The organism is Mesorhizobium sp. M0047 (assembly GCF_040323315.1).
Classification (GTDB): domain Bacteria; phylum Pseudomonadota; class Alphaproteobacteria; order Rhizobiales; family Rhizobiaceae; genus Mesorhizobium.
Window position 1 is genome coordinate 17,784 of record NZ_JAMYUW010000056.1, and the last position, 15,207, is coordinate 32,990.

23 protein-coding genes are annotated in these 15,207 nt (G+C 62.6%); 6 read left to right on the top strand and 17 right to left on the bottom strand.

The window, feature by feature from the left end; all coding sequences use genetic code 11:
• Window positions 1–8 precede the first annotated feature (8 nt).
• Entirely contained in the window at window positions 9–752 is a 744-nt protein-coding gene (locus tag NKJ89_RS32495) for an amino acid ABC transporter ATP-binding protein (protein WP_023760037.1), read from the top strand.
• A gap of 59 nt (window positions 753–811) precedes the next feature.
• Here the strand turns inward: NKJ89_RS32495 and NKJ89_RS32500 are convergent, their stop codons facing one another.
• The 11 genes from NKJ89_RS32500 to NKJ89_RS32550 all read right to left on the bottom strand — a co-directional run bounded on the left by NKJ89_RS32500 (window position 812) and on the right by NKJ89_RS32550 (window position 7,854).
• A complete protein-coding gene (locus tag NKJ89_RS32500) occupies window positions 812–1,111 on the bottom strand; it encodes a type II toxin-antitoxin system RelE/ParE family toxin (protein ID WP_352608566.1) in 300 nt (99 codons plus the stop codon).
• Window positions 1,101–1,346: a type II toxin-antitoxin system ParD family antitoxin gene (locus NKJ89_RS32505; RefSeq protein ID WP_031260421.1), complete on the bottom strand. Its 246-nt coding sequence runs from the start codon at window positions 1,344–1,346 to the stop codon at window positions 1,101–1,103. Before NKJ89_RS32505 ends, NKJ89_RS32500 begins: the two co-directional genes overlap by 11 nt.
• A 115-nt stretch (window positions 1,347–1,461) precedes the next feature.
• Window positions 1,462–2,703 carry an arsenite efflux MFS transporter ArsK gene (arsK, locus tag NKJ89_RS32510; protein ID WP_352608567.1) on the bottom strand — a complete coding sequence of 414 codons (1,242 nt, stop codon included), beginning with the start codon at window positions 2,701–2,703 and terminating at the stop codon, window positions 1,462–1,464.
• Window positions 2,696–4,123, bottom strand: coding sequence for an NAD(P)-binding domain-containing protein (locus NKJ89_RS32515; protein WP_352608568.1), 1,428 nt, complete (start codon window positions 4,121–4,123; stop codon window positions 2,696–2,698). The genes arsK and NKJ89_RS32515 overlap by 8 nt, the downstream gene beginning before the upstream one ends.
• A 44-nt stretch (window positions 4,124–4,167) precedes the next feature.
• On the bottom strand, window positions 4,168–4,488 hold the full coding sequence (locus tag NKJ89_RS32520; protein ID WP_352608569.1) for an ArsR/SmtB family transcription factor: 321 nt from the start codon (window positions 4,486–4,488) through the stop codon (window positions 4,168–4,170).
• Window positions 4,489–4,551: 63 nt separating this feature from the next.
• The gene (gene arsC / locus NKJ89_RS32525) at window positions 4,552–4,974 is read right to left on the bottom strand and encodes an arsenate reductase (glutaredoxin) (protein WP_352608570.1); all 423 of its coding nucleotides are present in this window, start codon (window positions 4,972–4,974) and stop codon (window positions 4,552–4,554) included.
• Window positions 4,971–5,702: an aquaporin gene (locus NKJ89_RS32530; RefSeq protein WP_352608571.1), complete on the bottom strand. Its 732-nt coding sequence runs from the start codon at window positions 5,700–5,702 to the stop codon at window positions 4,971–4,973. The genes arsC and NKJ89_RS32530 overlap by 4 nt, the downstream gene beginning before the upstream one ends.
• A 13-nt stretch (window positions 5,703–5,715) precedes the next feature.
• Entirely contained in the window at window positions 5,716–6,048 is a 333-nt protein-coding gene (locus NKJ89_RS32535; protein ID WP_352608572.1) for an ArsR/SmtB family transcription factor, read from the bottom strand.
• A 74-nt stretch (window positions 6,049–6,122) separates the two neighbouring features.
• Window positions 6,123–6,821, bottom strand: a complete 699-nt coding sequence (locus NKJ89_RS32540) for an RES family NAD+ phosphorylase (RefSeq protein ID WP_352608573.1) — start codon at window positions 6,819–6,821, stop codon at window positions 6,123–6,125.
• Complete coding sequence (locus tag NKJ89_RS32545; protein WP_352608574.1) at window positions 6,815–7,243, bottom strand: antitoxin Xre/MbcA/ParS toxin-binding domain-containing protein; 429 nt, start codon at window positions 7,241–7,243, stop codon at window positions 6,815–6,817. The genes NKJ89_RS32540 and NKJ89_RS32545 overlap by 7 nt, the downstream gene beginning before the upstream one ends.
• 143 nt (window positions 7,244–7,386) lie before the next feature.
• Window positions 7,387–7,854 carry a GNAT family N-acetyltransferase gene (locus NKJ89_RS32550; protein ID WP_352608575.1) on the bottom strand — a complete coding sequence of 156 codons (468 nt, stop codon included), beginning with the start codon at window positions 7,852–7,854 and terminating at the stop codon, window positions 7,387–7,389.
• Here NKJ89_RS32550 and NKJ89_RS32555 point away from each other — a divergent pair.
• The 3 genes from NKJ89_RS32555 (at window position 7,853) to NKJ89_RS32565 (ending at window position 9,926) form a co-directional block, all read left to right on the top strand.
• The gene (locus NKJ89_RS32555; protein ID WP_352608576.1) at window positions 7,853–8,110 is read left to right on the top strand and encodes a hypothetical protein; all 258 of its coding nucleotides are present in this window, start codon (window positions 7,853–7,855) and stop codon (window positions 8,108–8,110) included. The genes NKJ89_RS32550 and NKJ89_RS32555 overlap by 2 nt on opposite strands.
• 269 nt (window positions 8,111–8,379) lie before the next feature.
• Entirely contained in the window at window positions 8,380–8,766 is a 387-nt protein-coding gene (locus NKJ89_RS32560) for an ester cyclase (RefSeq protein WP_352608577.1), read from the top strand.
• Window positions 8,767–8,870: 104 nt separating this feature from the next.
• Window positions 8,871–9,926 carry a YeiH family protein gene (locus NKJ89_RS32565; protein ID WP_352608578.1) on the top strand — a complete coding sequence of 352 codons (1,056 nt, stop codon included), beginning with the start codon at window positions 8,871–8,873 and terminating at the stop codon, window positions 9,924–9,926.
• A gap of 154 nt (window positions 9,927–10,080) precedes the next feature.
• Here NKJ89_RS32565 and msrC read toward each other — a convergent pair whose 3' ends face one another.
• The 5 genes from msrC to NKJ89_RS32590 all read right to left on the bottom strand — a co-directional run bounded on the left by msrC (window position 10,081) and on the right by NKJ89_RS32590 (window position 13,676).
• Window positions 10,081–10,578, bottom strand: coding sequence for a free L-methionine (R)-S-oxide reductase MsrC (gene msrC, locus NKJ89_RS32570; RefSeq protein WP_352608579.1), 498 nt, complete (start codon window positions 10,576–10,578; stop codon window positions 10,081–10,083).
• A 181-nt stretch (window positions 10,579–10,759) separates the two neighbouring features.
• Window positions 10,760–11,074, bottom strand: coding sequence for a GYD domain-containing protein (locus NKJ89_RS32575; RefSeq protein WP_352608580.1), 315 nt, complete (start codon window positions 11,072–11,074; stop codon window positions 10,760–10,762).
• A gap of 263 nt (window positions 11,075–11,337) precedes the next feature.
• Window positions 11,338–11,496 carry a hypothetical protein gene (locus NKJ89_RS32580; protein ID WP_352608581.1) on the bottom strand — a complete coding sequence of 53 codons (159 nt, stop codon included), beginning with the start codon at window positions 11,494–11,496 and terminating at the stop codon, window positions 11,338–11,340.
• Between the two features lie 152 nt (window positions 11,497–11,648).
• Complete coding sequence (groL, locus tag NKJ89_RS32585; protein WP_352608582.1) at window positions 11,649–13,280, bottom strand: chaperonin GroEL; 1,632 nt, start codon at window positions 13,278–13,280, stop codon at window positions 11,649–11,651.
• A 33-nt stretch (window positions 13,281–13,313) separates the two neighbouring features.
• Complete coding sequence (locus NKJ89_RS32590; RefSeq protein WP_352608583.1) at window positions 13,314–13,676, bottom strand: co-chaperone GroES; 363 nt, start codon at window positions 13,674–13,676, stop codon at window positions 13,314–13,316.
• A 249-nt stretch (window positions 13,677–13,925) separates the two neighbouring features.
• Here NKJ89_RS32590 and NKJ89_RS32595 point away from each other — a divergent pair, with 249 nt between their 5' ends.
• Both NKJ89_RS32595 and NKJ89_RS32600 read left to right on the top strand, forming a co-directional pair.
• Complete coding sequence (locus tag NKJ89_RS32595; protein ID WP_023760015.1) at window positions 13,926–14,174, top strand: hypothetical protein; 249 nt, start codon at window positions 13,926–13,928, stop codon at window positions 14,172–14,174.
• Window positions 14,171–14,437: a DUF1488 family protein gene (locus tag NKJ89_RS32600; protein WP_023760014.1), complete on the top strand. Its 267-nt coding sequence runs from the start codon at window positions 14,171–14,173 to the stop codon at window positions 14,435–14,437. The genes NKJ89_RS32595 and NKJ89_RS32600 overlap by 4 nt, the downstream gene beginning before the upstream one ends.
• A gap of 205 nt (window positions 14,438–14,642) precedes the next feature.
• Here the strand turns inward: NKJ89_RS32600 and NKJ89_RS32605 are convergent, their stop codons facing one another.
• Window positions 14,643–15,044 (bottom strand): type II toxin-antitoxin system HicB family antitoxin, encoded by a 402-nt coding sequence (locus NKJ89_RS32605; RefSeq protein ID WP_023760013.1) that lies wholly within the window; start codon window positions 15,042–15,044, stop codon window positions 14,643–14,645.
• Window positions 15,045–15,207 lie beyond the last annotated feature (163 nt).

Below are 15,207 nucleotides of genomic sequence, written 5' to 3' on the forward strand. Positions count from 1 at the left end.
CAAAAGATATGACCAAAACGGGCATGATCGACTTTCGCGGCGTCAACAAATGGTTCGGCTCGCTCAACGTGCTCAGGGATATCACGCTCAGCGTCGAGCCTCGCGAAGTAGTCGTCGTCTGTGGCCCGAGCGGCTCCGGCAAGAGCACCCTGATCCGCTGCGTCAACGGCCTGGAGGCGATCAAGGACGGCGACCTCACCGTCGACGGCCAGCGCCTCGGCGACCCCGCCACCAACATGACGCAGCTGCGCACCGAGATCGGCTTCGTCTTCCAGTCGTTCAACCTCTACCCGCACAAGACCGCGCTCGAAAACGTGACGCTCGCCCCCATCCATGTCCGCAAGATCCCGCGCGCCGAGGCCGAAAAGGCCGGGCGCGAATTGCTGGCCAAGGTCGGGCTGGCCGACAAAGTCAACGCCTATCCCGCACAGCTCTCCGGCGGCCAGCAGCAGCGCGTGGCGATCGCGCGTTGCCTCGGCATGCGGCCCAAGATCATGCTGTTCGACGAGCCGACCTCGGCGCTCGACCCCGAGATGATTTCCGAAGTGCTCGACGTCATGGTGGCGGTCGCCGAGGAAGGCATGACGATGATGGTGGTGACGCACGAAATGGGCTTTGCCCGCAAGGTCGCCCAGCGCGTGGTGTTCATGGACGCCGGCGCCATCGTCGAAAGCGGCACGCCCGACGAGTTCTTCTCCCACCCCAAGACCGACCGCAGCCGGGCCTTCCTCGGCAAAATCCTCAGGCACTAACGGCGCACTGACACGCCGGTCAATTTACGCGTCCCTTGGCAGCGAGCACACTTCCCCCGTCATAGATGTCGTTCAACGTCCATTCGTTGATGTAGGATGCGGATGACATCTAAGGTCGTTTCGGATTGACGGAAGAAAACGAAGTGTTGCCCGACGGGATACTTGAAATAGTACTCGCGCACTTCGGTGCGGCGGCCGGTTTTGAGCCCGCTGGCCAAGGCCTCGATAGCGCCGATCAAATCGTGGTGATACCGATCCGCTTGTTCAAGCGACCAGTGCTTGAACGTGTAGAGCCAGATATCTTCCAGATCAGTTTCGGCGAGAGGTGAGAGTCGATATTGGCGGCACTCATTTGGCATGCTTGGCGCGCATCTTGCTCAGGAATGCGGTGCTGTCGAAGGCAACGGGTGCGCCAGATTCCTCGCCGGCGATGAGGGCGTTCTGCAAGGCACGGACCTTGGCCTCATGCTCTTCGAGCAACCGCAGGCCGGCACGCACGACATCACTTGCCGAACCGTAACGGCCTGTCTGAACCTGCGTATCGATGAAGCCAGCGAAATGGTCGCCAAGGGAAACAGAGGTATTTCGGGGCATGAGCTCCATCCTAAGGTGGCGATGCCAACATATACCAAAAATTGGTATATGTCCATAATTCTGACCTCAGAGGGGGCAAGATGCCAAGTCGCCCTGCCATCGCGCATGTCGTGATTCAAGCCGCCTCTTCCGGACTCCCGCCCATCACAAACGCAACCTTGCCGCCACGCCGCCTCAGCAGCGCGATGGCGAGGAAGGCGATGACGCCGCTCGCGGCGACGGCCACCAGCACCCACAGCGAATTGGCGACCGAAGTCCGCGCCATCATGAAGGCGAGCGCGAACGGCGCGAAGGCCGAGGTGAACTGACGGGCGGCGCTCGCCCATCCGAGCCGCGCGCCATAGCCCTCGCGGCCGAAGAGTTCGAGCGGCAAGGTGCCGCCGACGATGCTGGTGAGGCCGGAGCCGAGGCCGAACAGCAACACGAACAGGAAGGCGCCGGGCAGCAACGGTGTGGTCAACAGCAACGCGCACAGCCCGGCCGTGAGCAGCGAAGCTGCGATGACGGCAAGGTGCGTTTGCGGCAATCGCCCGCCAAACAGCATGTTGATCAGCCGGCTGGCGACCTGTGACGGGCCGAACAGGGTCGAGACGAAGAGGCCGGCGCTGCCAAGCCCAAGAGCCGCTGTCAGCGGCACCATGTGGATCAGGATCGCCGACAGCACGAAGCCTTCGGTCGCGAACCCCGCCAGCATCAACAGGAACGCAGCCCGGCCGCGCCGCGAATCGAGCGGCGCGCCCGCTTCCGGCGCCGGCCCGCGCTCTTGGCTCGCGGCCGTCGCGTGATGGCGCGACAGCCGCATCAGCCAGGCGTGGATCGGCAGGCAGAGCCCGAGATTGAGTGCGGCGAACAAAAGATAGACCTCGCGCCAAGTCAGCTGGGCATGCAGCGCCGAGGTCAGCGGCCAGAACAGCGTCGAAGCGAACCCGGCGATCAGCGTGAGGTGGGTTATGCTGCGTTGCGGACTGGGAACCCCGATCTGCACGATCGCCACGAAGGCGGCGCTATAGAGGACGAAGCTGGAGGCCAGCTCCATCGCCAACAGCGCCAGAACGAAACTCACGCGGCCGGGCGAGACGGCGCACAGCGCCAGCGCCAAGGCTGCCGCGACCGAACCCATGGTCATGATGCGCCCAGCGCCGAAGCGGTCGGCCCAGCGCCCGGCCGTCGGCGCGAACAGGCTGCCGGCGAACAGCGAGGCGGACAAGGCGCCGAACACCCAGCCTTCGCTGAGGCCGAATTCGCGGGCCATCGCCGGCGCCAGGATCGAGAAGCTGTAGTAGAGCGTGCCGTAACCGATGATCTGGGTCAGCCCGAGCGCCCAGATCGCCTTGCGCAGGACAGATCGGTCAGGCATCGCTGGCTGCCATCGTCTCTCGCGCCTCGATGCCGGCCGGCGCGGTTGCACAGCCGCAGCCCGACTCGCCGTTTGCCTTGGCGTCCGCATCCCTGACGCAGCAGGCATCGACATTGGCGGGCGCGGGCCCGCCGCAGCAACCGGCGCTTTCTGATACTGTCACGACACCGATGGCGCTGCACACCCCGGTCTCCGGCAACACCAGCCGCACCTCGCGAGCCGCGACATGGTCTCCGGCAATGTCGGCGACCACCGAGCGGACCTGTTCGTAGCCGGTCGCCATCAGGAAGGTCGGCGCGCGGCCATAGGATTTCGAACCGACGATGGTAAAGCCCGGTTCGGGATGGGCGAGCTCCGCGATGCCATGCGCGGGAACCGTGCCGCATGAGTGGAAATTCGGATCGATCAGCGGCGCCAGCGCCGGCGGCGCCTCGACGGCGGGATCGAGTGCGATGCGGACTTCGCCGAGGAACGACAGATCGGGCCGGAAGCCGGTGGTGACGACGATGCGGTCGACGGCCAGGTTGAACGGCTTGCCGGCCAGGCTGGCGTCGACGACGAGCCCCTCGCCTTGCCCCTCGATGCGGTTGACGGCGAAAGGCGCCAGCATATTCAGCCGGCCATCCGCCATCGCCTGCTTTGCGGCCAGCCCGAGTGCGCCGCGTTCCGGCAACTGGTCGTTCAGCCCGCCGCCGAGCAATCTTTCGACGCCGGCGTGGCGCAGCGCCCAGAAAATCTCGGTGCCGGGCGCTGCATCCCGCAGTTCCATCAGCGCCAGGGCGACGTTGATGGCCGAGTGCCCGCCGCCGATGACGAGGACGCGCTTGCCCGCATAGTCTTTTCTCGCCTTGCCGACTACGTCGGGAATGCCATAGCCGATGCGCCCGCGAGCCTCGCCCTCGCCGGGAACCGGCAGCCCATCGACACCGATCGGGTTCGGCCGCCACCAGGTTCCGGACGCGTCGATGACGGCGCGCGCGTGGGCGCGGTGCTCGCCGCGGGCATCGCGGTAGCGGATGACGAAGGGCGCTTGCTTGCGGCCCTCATTGGCGATCTTGTCATGCCCCTGACGGGTGATCGCGGTGACCTCGGCGCCGAGCTTCAGATTGGCGGCGATCGCGGGAAGCCGGCCAAGCGGCGCCAGATAGTCGCGTACGATCTCGCCGCCGGTTGGCAGGGCTTGGGTGTCGGGCGCCGTCCAGCCGGAGCGGTCGAGCAGCGCCCGCGCCGCCGCGTCGATGTTGTATCTCCACGGCGAAAAAACCCGCACGTGACCCCATTCGAGCAGTGCAGCACCGACACTCTCGCCGCGCTCCAGGATCAGCGGGCGGATGCCGCGCTCGACCAGGTGCGCCGCGGCAGCGAGGCCGACCGGGCCGGCGCCGATAACCGCGACGGGAAGATCTGCCATCATGTCCATCGGTTCGATCCTTCCGGTATCTTCGAATTATACGTCCAAAAAAATCAGGCCAGCGCCTTGCTGGCGGCAGGCGCGCAGGTGGCGTCGGCGCAGCACTCGTCGGCGAGATAGCCGATCAGTGCGTTCATGCCGGGATAGTTGGCGCGGCAGATCAGCGTCGTCGCGTGCCGCTCCTGCGTGACAAGGCCGGTGTCGACCAGCCGCTTGAGGTGGTGCGACAGCGTCGAGGACGGAATGTCGAGCCTGCCCTGGACCCTGCCGACGGCAAGCCCCTCCTCTCCGGCGCGCACCAGGATGCGATAGAGCTGAAGCCGTGTCGGGTTGCCGAGCGCTTCGAGCTGGGCGGCTGCTTTTTCGAGTTTCATGGAAATAAGCTATGCGACACTTTTCGCGCCGTCAACCCAATTTCGAAAAATATAGAAATAGTGTCAGACGACACGCTTGCCTGAGGCGTCGATGATCACCTCGCCGTCCTCCTTGGTGAACGCGCCGATCTCCGGGTTGGGCAGGATGTCCAGCACCTTTTCCGACGGCCGCGCCAGGACGACGCCGAGCGGACTGACCACGATCGGCCGGTTGATCAGGATCGGATGCTCGAGCATGAGATCGAGGATCTCTTCGTCGGTCCATTCCGGGTCGGCAAGGCCGAGTTCGGCATAGGGCGTGTCCTTCTCGCGCAGCAGGTCGCGCGGTGTCATGCCCATCGCCGCGATCAGTTCGACCAGCCTTTCGCGCGACGGCGGCGTCTTCAGATATTCGATCACCTCCGGCTCCTCGCCCGATTGCCGGATGATGGCCAGCGTGTTGCGCGACGTGCCGCAGGCCGGGTTGTGATAGATGGTGACGGTCATTGCGCGGCCTTCATCTGTTTGATCGGTTTCGGTTCGGCGAGCAGCCAGCCCGCCAGGGCCATGGCCAGCAGCGCACCCAGCAATTCGGCGGCTATGAAGCCTGGCAGGTCGACCGGACGGATGCCAGAAAAAGTGTCGGAAAAAGCGCGGGCGATAGCGACGGCCGGGTTGGCGAAGGAGGTCGAAGCGGTGAACCAGTAGGCAGCCGTTATGTAGAGCCCGACCAGCCAAGGGATCGCGTCGGAGCGGAAGCGCAGGCCTGTCAGGATGGTGAAAACGAGACCGAAGGCGGCGACTGCCTCCGCGAGCCATTGCCCGGCTCCGGTCCGCACCGTCTCGGAGGCCTGCAGGATCGGCAGTTCGAACATGGCGTGCGCCAGAAACGTCCCGGCGATGCCGCCCGCGACCTGGGCGATGATATAGGCAAGCGCTGCGTTCGCCTCGATCTCGCGGCGAAGCGCGAATACCAGCGTGACGACGGGATTGAAGTGCGCCCCCGAGATCGGTCCCAGTATCGTGATCAGCACGACGAGGATCGCTCCCGTCGGCAAGGTGTTGCCCAGCAGTGAAACGGCGACGTCGTGGGTCAGCCGGGCGGCCATGATGCCGGAGCCGACCACAGTCGCGACGAGCAGCGCGGTTCCCAAGGCTTCCGCGACGATGCGGCGTGGCAAGTCACCTTCGGCAGGTTGCGGCCGAACTCGTCCACGCGCTTCTGGATCGCTCATCGGTGGTTGCCCCCTAGCAGTCACAGGTCACGGCATTGATGACAGGTCGACAGAGTTCCGGCGCGCCGTTGCAGCAATCTTCCATCAGATAGGCCAGAAGGTCGCGCAAGCCGGTCATGTCGGCGACGTAGCGCACGATCCGGCCGTTGCGTTCGGGACGGATCAGCCCGGCATGGGCGAGCACCTTCAGGTGCGCCGACATGGTGTTCTGGACCGTGTCCAGCCTTGCCGCGATCTCGCCCGCCGGAATGCCTTGCGGCCCGGCGCGCACGAGCAGCCGGAAGACATCCAGCCGCGTCTCCTGGCCAAGTGCGGCCAGCGCGTTCAAAGTGCCTTTCTTATCCATATATCCGAATCCTTGGATTTATGGATTTCCGGATATCGGGTTCGCCGCGATCTGTAAAGCGTGTTTGCACGCCGTCAGGTGACCGCCAGCACCTTTCCTGTATCGTGCTGGCGCACGAAGTCCACGCGGGCACCGTCCCAGTGATAGCTGTAATGTCGGCCCTGCACCGGAATGGTGATGACGTCTGGCCAGAAGATGCCGATGCAGCCGCCGCCCGGCATGCGCACGCTGTTCCACACCAGCCCGTCGCTGCCTGCCGCCCGCAGCGCACGCCCTTCCGCCTGCGAGGCGGAATAGTCGTCGGGGTCGAGCACATCAGGTACCGCGTTGACGTCATCGAGGTCGCGGTCGACGCTGCCGATCAGCACGCGGAAATCCGCCGTCCAGCCTGGATCCTCATGGGTGGCTCGCATGAATTTCTGGTGGTGATGGATGGTCTCGGCCAGCGCCACGTCCTCGCTGTCACCGGCATAGTAGATGCCGTAGCTGCCGTCCGAGAAGCGTCCGGGCCGCAGCGTCGAACAATGCACGAAGGGCGCCATCACGAAGCTGGCGCCGGGCCCGGAAACCCGTCTTGCGGCGGCCACCTTGCCGAGGTCGCCGATCTCGAACCTTATGCGCGGGTTGGTCTTCGCCTCGACCGAGGCCAGCGCCTCCCAGTCGCGCGGGTCTGCGATGTCCTCGAAAAGGTCTATCGGCGGATGGATGGAGCGGATGATGCGGAAGGTCTGGTGCCAGTCGACGCGGCGACGGACCGCAAGCCCACTCACCATGCACCACGCTCCGCATCGAGCCATTCGCGCATCGCGGCAAGATCGGAAATTTCGCCGCGCAGCATCAGGTCGAGGGCCGACTGGCCGCCGAAAGTGGCATTGGGCTTGCGGATCCAGGCATAGCCGCGTGCCGGCTCCGTGAACAGGTAGCGCAGGCCCTTGTGGATGCCCATCAGGTGCGCCATGCGGGTGCGCAGGTCGCGGTCGATCCTGCCGATGCCGCCCTCCTTCCAGCGTGCCCCAGTCTTCCAACGTGCCCAAGTGCGGGCCGACATGCCGCCGAGCAGGATACAGGCTTCGAGGTCGGTGAGATTCCAGGCCTTGAACAGGTTGACGGTTGTGCGCGCGAGCGCGCCCGCCTCGTCGTCTGATATGACACTTCCCGCTGCGGCCGGCGTGGTGACTATGGACTGAAGCTGCATTTTGCTCCCTCGCTATTGGCAGATATATAGCATGTATCTGCCAATTGGCAAGCGACTCCATACCGCTTGCTCGCCGGGCCGAGTCTACTCCGCCGATTCGTACTGAAAAGGCGCAACGGCCAGGATATACCCGCCCGCCCATATCAGCCCGTCAGTCTCTTGCTCATATAGACCGTCACGCCATTCATGAACGGCTCTTCCCGGTCCACGACATAGCCGTGCCTCCTGTAGAGCGACACATTGGCCTCGAAGGCGCCATTGGTCAGCAGGCGAAGCTCGACGCGGCCCGCTTCTATTGCCTGTTGCTCAGCCCGCTCCAGCAACAGTCGGCCGATCCCCCTGCCCTGCGCATCCGGTGCGACGCAGACGTTCTCGATCCAGAGATGATCGTCGGCCGGGATGGTTTCGATCATCCCCACTATACGGCCACCTTCGACGGCAAGATCGAACGAATGCTCGGCAACGGCCTTGTCGTAGTCGGTGCGCATCGGCAGCGGCTCGCGGCCGATCACCGGCACCCATTTGGCATAGGCGGCCCGAACGATATCCCTGATCGCGGCGGCGTCCGCCGGCACGGCTGGCCGAAGCCGGATGGAAGAGACGATGGTCATGAAAATGCTCCAGAATATGAAAACCCCGCCGGCCTGCTTGAGGCGGACGGGGCTGGAAACGAACGAACCGGGCTATCGTGCCGGCCTTCGTCGTCGCGCAATCAGCTTGCCGCTCCGCACTGAGCAGGGGCGGCGTCGCTTGGTGTTGATGGGCGCAAAGACGAACATGCCGTCACGCTGGGGCATGAAGCGTGGCGCTGTCAAGACGGCTGCTCAATCGGTAATGTCTCACGTCATGGATTCGCTGCAGGTCTAGCGGCAACGGCAATTGATCGATACGCGGATGCGGCCCGCGAGGTCTTCACGGCCGCAAGACGCGAGTTCGCACAAGGCCAAATTTCAAACTGAGATGTTCCCGCCCGATCCGGGCGCAAGCCTCGCGTCCTCGATACGCCGTCGGTCAACACGGATCTCGTTGATGCCGACCTCTTCCAACAGCACAATCCATCTGGATTGAACCTGCCGTCGCTCTATCTTCTTGCTCGAGCGTCACCTCTTCCAAGACGCAAGCGCCGGAGCGTTGCCGTGACCGACACAGAGCTGGCTGACAACTATCGAGGCTACATCGCTTGCCTCAACAATCAGGATTGGCGCAACCTGCATCGGTTCGTCCATGACGAGGTGCACTATAATGGCGACCGGGTCGGGCTGGCGGGTTACCGCAAAAAGCTGGAGCGGGATTTATCCGAGATTCCGGACCTCTATTTCGACATCCAGCTGCTGATTTCGGATACGCCCTTCATAGCCAGCCGGCTCCAATTCAACTGCACGCCGATCGGAGACTTCCTCGGCCTGCCCGTCAACGGCAGGAAGGTCTCCTTCAGCGAGAACGTCTTCTACGAATTTCTCGACGACAGGATCAGGCACGTCTGGTCGGTGATCGACAAGGCGGCCATCGAAGCGCAGCTTTAGTCTGACAAACGTTCGTAAAAATCGATCGTTCTAACGAAAATAATTCGTTGGAAAGATTGGTTCTGGAATGGCATTCCTCCGCGATACCAGCCCGGAGCATTGCATTGCCTTCCTTTACCCACATTGCGAACGATATTCCGAAAAGCCTGATTTCTGCCGATCTTCCCCGGGGACAAAAATCTCTCAAATGGAGCGGCATCGTGCCAGGCATCGTCTTGGTCGCGATGATCACCGGGGTCGCCTTCTCGGCCCGCAATGTCTCAGGTTTCGCTTTGTTCAGCCCGATGATAACCGCCGTCGTCGCCGGCATGATCTATTCCAACGTGCTCGGCACGCCCGCCCACGCCAAAGCCGGCATCGCGTTTTCGCAGCGCCGGCTGCTGCGCTTTGCCATCGTGCTGCTCGGCTTTCAGCTGACGCTTGGCCAGATGGTATCGATTGGCGCCTACGGCGTCGGCATCGTGGCGGCTACGCTCGGCGCCACCTTCGTCTTCACCATCACGCTTGGCCGGTTGATCGGCGTCGACGCCAAGCTGGCGCAGCTGATCGCCGCCGGCACTTCGATCTGCGGCGCCTCGGCCATCGTCGCCACCAACATCGTCACCGATGCGCGCGACGAGGACGTCACCTACGCCGTCGCGTCGATCACTTTGTTCGGCACCGTCGCAATGCTCGGCTTCCCGCTCATGGCGCCTATGCTCGGCCTTGACCAGCACGCTTTCGGCCTATGGGCCGGCGCTTCGATCCATGAGGTGGCGCAAGTCATCGGCGCCGGCTTCCAGAACGGCACCCAGTCAGGCGAGATCGCCACCGTCGCCAAGCTGACCCGCGTCGCCATGCTGGCGCCGATGGTCATCACGCTCGGCCTGATGGCCCGCCGCAAAAGCAGCGGTCAGTCGGCCGCACAGCCGCCCATGCCTTGGTTCGTCGCCGCCTTTGTCGCCGTCGTCGCGCTGAACAGTTTGGTCACCATGCCGGCCGAGATGAAGTCGGCAATGGCGCTCGCCACCACGATCATGCTGACCATGGGGCTGGCCGCCATGGGCCTGCAGGCAGATATTTCGCAGCTGCGCTCGCGCGGCCTGCGCCCGCTGGCGCTCGCCTTCTCGGCCTTCCTGTTCATCGGCTGCTTCAGCCTGATGCTGGTGAAATTCGCCTAGTCCAGACCGGGCCAGGGCATGCTGATATTCAGGTCAGGCCGGGGCGAGAACGATGGCTTCCGGGAACCGGAGCGGAGCGTACTTAACTACGTGAGCACCGGAAGCGCAGGAAGCCGCCGTTCGCAGCCCGGCCTCACCTGAATATCAGCATGCCCTAATCCTCGAACGAACTCGCCGCTGCATAGATCGCCGCCAGCGTCTCAATGCCGGCCTGGTCGGCCTTGTCGAAGCGGGCCGGCAGCGGGCTGTCGAGGTCGAGCACGCCAAAGACGCCCTCATCGTCCTCCAGCAGCACCACCAGTTCCGAACGCGAATCGGCGTCGCAGGCGATGTGGCCGGGGAAATCATGCACGTCCTTGATCAGCATCGAGGTGCCGAGTTCGACCGCCGTTCCGCACACACCCTTGCCGACGGCGATGCGCACGCAAGCCGGCTTGCCCTGGAACGGCCCGAGCACCATTTCCTCGTCCGATTGCAGGAAATAGAACCCCGCCCAGTTGAGGTCCGGCACCATCTGGAAAATCAGCGCCGCGGTGTTGGCGGCGTTGGCGATCGAATCGCGCTCGCCGTCGAGCAGCGCCTTAAGCTGGGCGGCAAGGTCGCGATAGAACGCGGCCTTGTCTGAGGTGTCGATGGCTTTGGCCGCAAGCATGGCTTGTCTCCGTAGTCAGAATCGCGGTTGCGTTTCCGCAAGCTCTCTGCACCAAACGACCACCGGACGATACTAGCTTGAACTCCAGTCGCAGCGAAAGTCGGAAGAAGATGCCGGTCCGACACTCGGCAGCACGGCACGTCCATCGAACCGTGCTGCCTTGATCAAGAAGGCAAGTCCATTAGCCGGCGGGTTTGTACGCGCCGGCTGCCTTGTTGGCGGCCGCGAGCACTGCCTTCATGTCGAGTTCTTCCAGAACAACCATCTCGGTCAGCGAGCCGCTCGCTCGCACCGCAAGGGACATGCCAATCCCCGCTGACTGGTCCGGCACCTCGCCATTGACGACGACGTCATAGATGCCGCGCGTGAACATCATGCTGGTCATCTTGCCGCCAACGCTTTCAAAAAGCGCCTTGACCGCAGCTTGCCTGTCCGAGCCTTGCATCAATCCTTTGGCGGCATGAGGCGCATAGTTTGCCAAAATAATCACTTTCATGGGTATTTCCTCCAAATGTCACTGTCTCGTGGCTGCTCCATAATTCGAGCGGCACGGAGTGATTTTTCGGTAACAATCGCAGGCGCCCTTGGACGCGTTGGCGGCCGAGGGCCCGCTGCCTGAGAAATATGCGCCTTGGCTAATATAATGACAATACCAGACAGGCCGTTAGCAGCCACCGGATTGCGGAAGTGATCTGGCTGGATCTCGGCTCGGCCAATGGCATCAAGCTCGGGCCGGAAAGTGGCAGCGGCGCCGCAGATTCACATCGGGCGTTTGGGTTCGCTCTTTGATGGCGTCGCCGTGTTGAAATCGGATTTCTTGTGCTTGTCGGCGGCAATCCTGCGGATGCGGTCGAAGCGGCTTTCCTCGGTATTTTCGGTCGTGACGACCGTCTCTGGCTTCCGCACGAACGTGATCATGGATCCGTCTCCTGGGCTAGAGGCCTGCACGCCGGGAGAAAATACCCCCGGCGGTAGTTATCCAGGCTCCATTGAAGAGCCGGGGTGGCTGAATTCAGGACAGGTCTGAAAGGTGGCTTTTATGAAATCACCTTTCGCAGGCCGGCCGAATCTTAGTAGCCGCCCATGCCGCCGCCAGCGCCGCCCGCAGGTGCGGCATCCTTGGCCGGAATGTCGGTGATCATCGCTTCGGCGGTGATCAGAAGGGCCGCGATCGAGCCGGCATCCTGCAGCGCGGTGCGCACCACTTTCGCCGGGTCGACGATGCCCGCCTTGATCATGTCGACATAGGTCTCGTTCTGGGCGTCGAAGCCCTGATTGTGGTCCTTGCTGTCGATCAGCTTGCCGACGACGATCGAGCCTTCGACGCCGGAATTCTCGGCGATCTGGCGGATCGGCGCTTCGAGCGCCCGAAGCACGATCGAGATGCCCGCGGTGACATCGGCATTGGCGCCATTCAAGCCGGCCAGTGCCGACCTGGCACGCAGCAGTGCCACGCCTCCGCCGGGCACGATGCCTTCTTCAACCGCAGCGCGCGTTGCGTTCAACGCATCGTCGATGCGGTCCTTCTTTTCCTTGACTTCCGACTCGGTGGCGCCGCCGACGCGGATGACGGCAACGCCGCCGGAGAGTTTGGCCAGCCGCTCCTGCAGCTTTTCCTTATCGTAGTCGGAGGTCGTCTCCTCGATCTGGCCCTTGATCTGGGCGACGCGCGCCTGGATGGTTGCCTTGGTGCCGGCGCCGTCGATGATCGTGGTGGTGTCTTTCTCGATCAGCACGCGCTTGGCGCGGCCGAGCATTTCGACGGTGACGTTTTCGAGCTTGATGCCGAGATCCTCGGAGATCATCTGGCCCGATGTCAGCACGGCGATGTCTTCCAGCATCGCCTTGCGGCGGTCGCCGAAACCCGGCGCCTTGACGGCCGCGACCTTCAGGCCACCGCGCAATTTGTTGACGACAAGCGTGGCGAGTGCCTCGCCTTCGACGTCCTCGGAGATGATCAGCAGCGGTTTGCCGCTTTGCACCACCGCTTCGAGGATCGGCAGCATCGCCTGCAGATTGCCGAGCTTCTTCTCGTGGATGAGGATGTAGGGGTCTTCCAGCTCGGCTCGCATCTTGTCGGCATTGGTGACGAAGTAGGGCGAGAGGTAACCGCGGTCGAACTGCATGCCTTCGACGACGTCGAGCTCGGTGTCGGCGGTCTTGGCCTCCTCGACGGTGATGACGCCGTCATTGCCGACCTTGTCCATCGCTTTGGCGATCATCTCGCCGACGCTGGCATCGCCATTGGCGGCGATGGTGCCGACCTGGGCGATTTCGGCCGACGACTTGACCTTCTTGGCGCGGGCCTGGATTTCCTTGACCACGGCGGAAACTGCCTGGTCGATGCCGCGCTTGAGGTCCATCGGGTTCATGCCGGCGGCGACCAGCTTGGCGCCTTCGCGCAGGATCGATGCGGCCAGCACCGTAGCGGTGGTGGTGCCGTCACCAGCCAGATCGTTGGTCTTCGAGGCGACTTCGCGCACCATCTGCGCGCCCATGTTCTCGAACTTGTCGGCAAGCTCGATTTCCTTGGCGACGGTGACGCCGTCCTTGGTGATGCGCGGAGCGCCATAGGCCTTGTCGAGGATGACGTTGCGGCCCTTGGGACCGAGCGTGACCTTCACAGCATTGTTGAGGATCTCGACGCCGCGCAGCATGCGGTCGCGCGCATCGGTGGAGAATTTGATTTCCTTGGCAGACATGATTTTTATCCAGTTCGGTCGGAGAAAATGAGATCAGGCAGCTTTCTTGGCGGCCGCGCTCTTGTCGATGACGCCCGTCTCGCTCTTGTCGATCACGCCAGTCTCGCTCTTGTCGATGACGCCCATGATGTCAGCTTCCTTCATGATCAGAAGGTCCTCGCCATCGATCTTGACCTCGGTGCCCGACCATTTGCCGAACAGGATGAAGTCGCCTGCCTTGACGTCGAGTGGAACAAGCGCGCCGTTTTCGTCACGGGCGCCAGGCCCAACGGCGATGACTTCGCCTTCCGCGGGCTTTTCCTTGGCATTGTCCGGGATGATGATACCGCCCTTGGATTTGATATCGCCTTCGGCGCGACGAATGACGACGCGGTCGTGGAGTGGCCGAAATTTCATGGGAACATTCTTTCTGGGGCCGGCACAGGCGGCCACGCCCCCTTTCTATAGACGCATTGGCACTCGATAGATAGGAGTGCCAAAAATTATTCGCGCCCGAATTAAATATTCAAAAGTATTATTTCGGCGGCCGGTTTCGTGATATCCGCAGATCGTCAAATAATTCAAAAGATTGAATTTTGCCGATCGAGTGCCTATTTGTCGGACGAGTTCACTTTCACGATTTCAGGTACAAGGGAGATTTCTTCGATGGCCGAAGGCAATCAGACGATCATGGAAAAAGCTGAAGCCCGCTTTGTCGACAAGCAGAAGAAGACAGCGGAGAAAAACAAGGCAACCGCCGAATATATGTCCGAAGCGAGGGCCCGGGAGATCAAGACGGCAAGGCTCAGGGAACTGCGGCTGGCCAAGGAAGAGGCTGACCGCGTCGCCGAGGCTCTCAATCCTACGCCGAAGAAGAAGCGGGTGACCAAGAAAGCCACGGAGGCCAAGACATGAGTCTCACCTTCCCCAACCGTAGCCGCAGCTATGACGAGGCCGGCCAGCGCATCCGTTTCGTCGGCTATGATGGCATGTTCCAGATCTCCTTTTCGGTCGCCGCCGACGCGATGGCGAAGATGCAGCCAGCAGCCGCAGCCAATGAGGCCGGTTACCTCGCCACATTCGACACCGAGGGCAGCGCCATCCGCGAAGTGGCGTCGAGGGCTTACGACCGCACCCACAGGAGCATGTATGTGCTGACGGCAGCAGATTTCGGCTGAGGACCGAATGGCGGCGACGGCGATCAGGGCCTGCGCCCTGCCCTCCGCGCGTCCTAACGCCGGGTCCGTGGCGCTCACGGCTCCACACCGCAGTCTTGGGTATCGATGGTCACGCAACGCAGGGTCATGATCGTCGAGGCCAAGACGCTTCCAAGTGAAAGCGCTGCTGGCCTCGTTCCGCCCACCTTTCGTCACGAAAGGTGGGTTAGGTAGCCTCGAGTTCCATTACCTTCACTGCCGCTTTGGCGAGAAATCCAGAACGGGTGTAACCATGAGCCTCGGCGAAGGCATCTATTCGCTGAAGAACGTCATCTGGTAGAGTGACGTTTACCCGCACCGCCTTTTTTGCTTCGGTTTTCAGGCCAACTAGAATGGCGACACCATCGCGGTTGACAGACGACGCCATAACCTCGGTTAGAGACGAGGGTTCTGGAATAGCCTCCCCATCTTCGACAAGCCCTTCCACATGAAAGGCAAGGGCCTCTTCGGCCATAACTCGCGCGTCATCCAAGTCCTTTCCTGCCGTAATCACGCCAGGAAAATCAGGAAAAGACACGCCGAAGTCGCTTTCGCCATCCTTATGGATAAGCCCAATATACTGCTTCATGTCTCAATCACATCGGCGCTCTTCATGTGTGTATGAATACACACTTATCCTCGCGATGTCAATGAAAACTGGTCCAGGCCCAGGGCGAAATCATGAATCGTTAACCTGCAAGGACGGCTTGGCGGTAGGTCGGGTTCATGAGGGCTTTGAGGCGCTTGCGCTT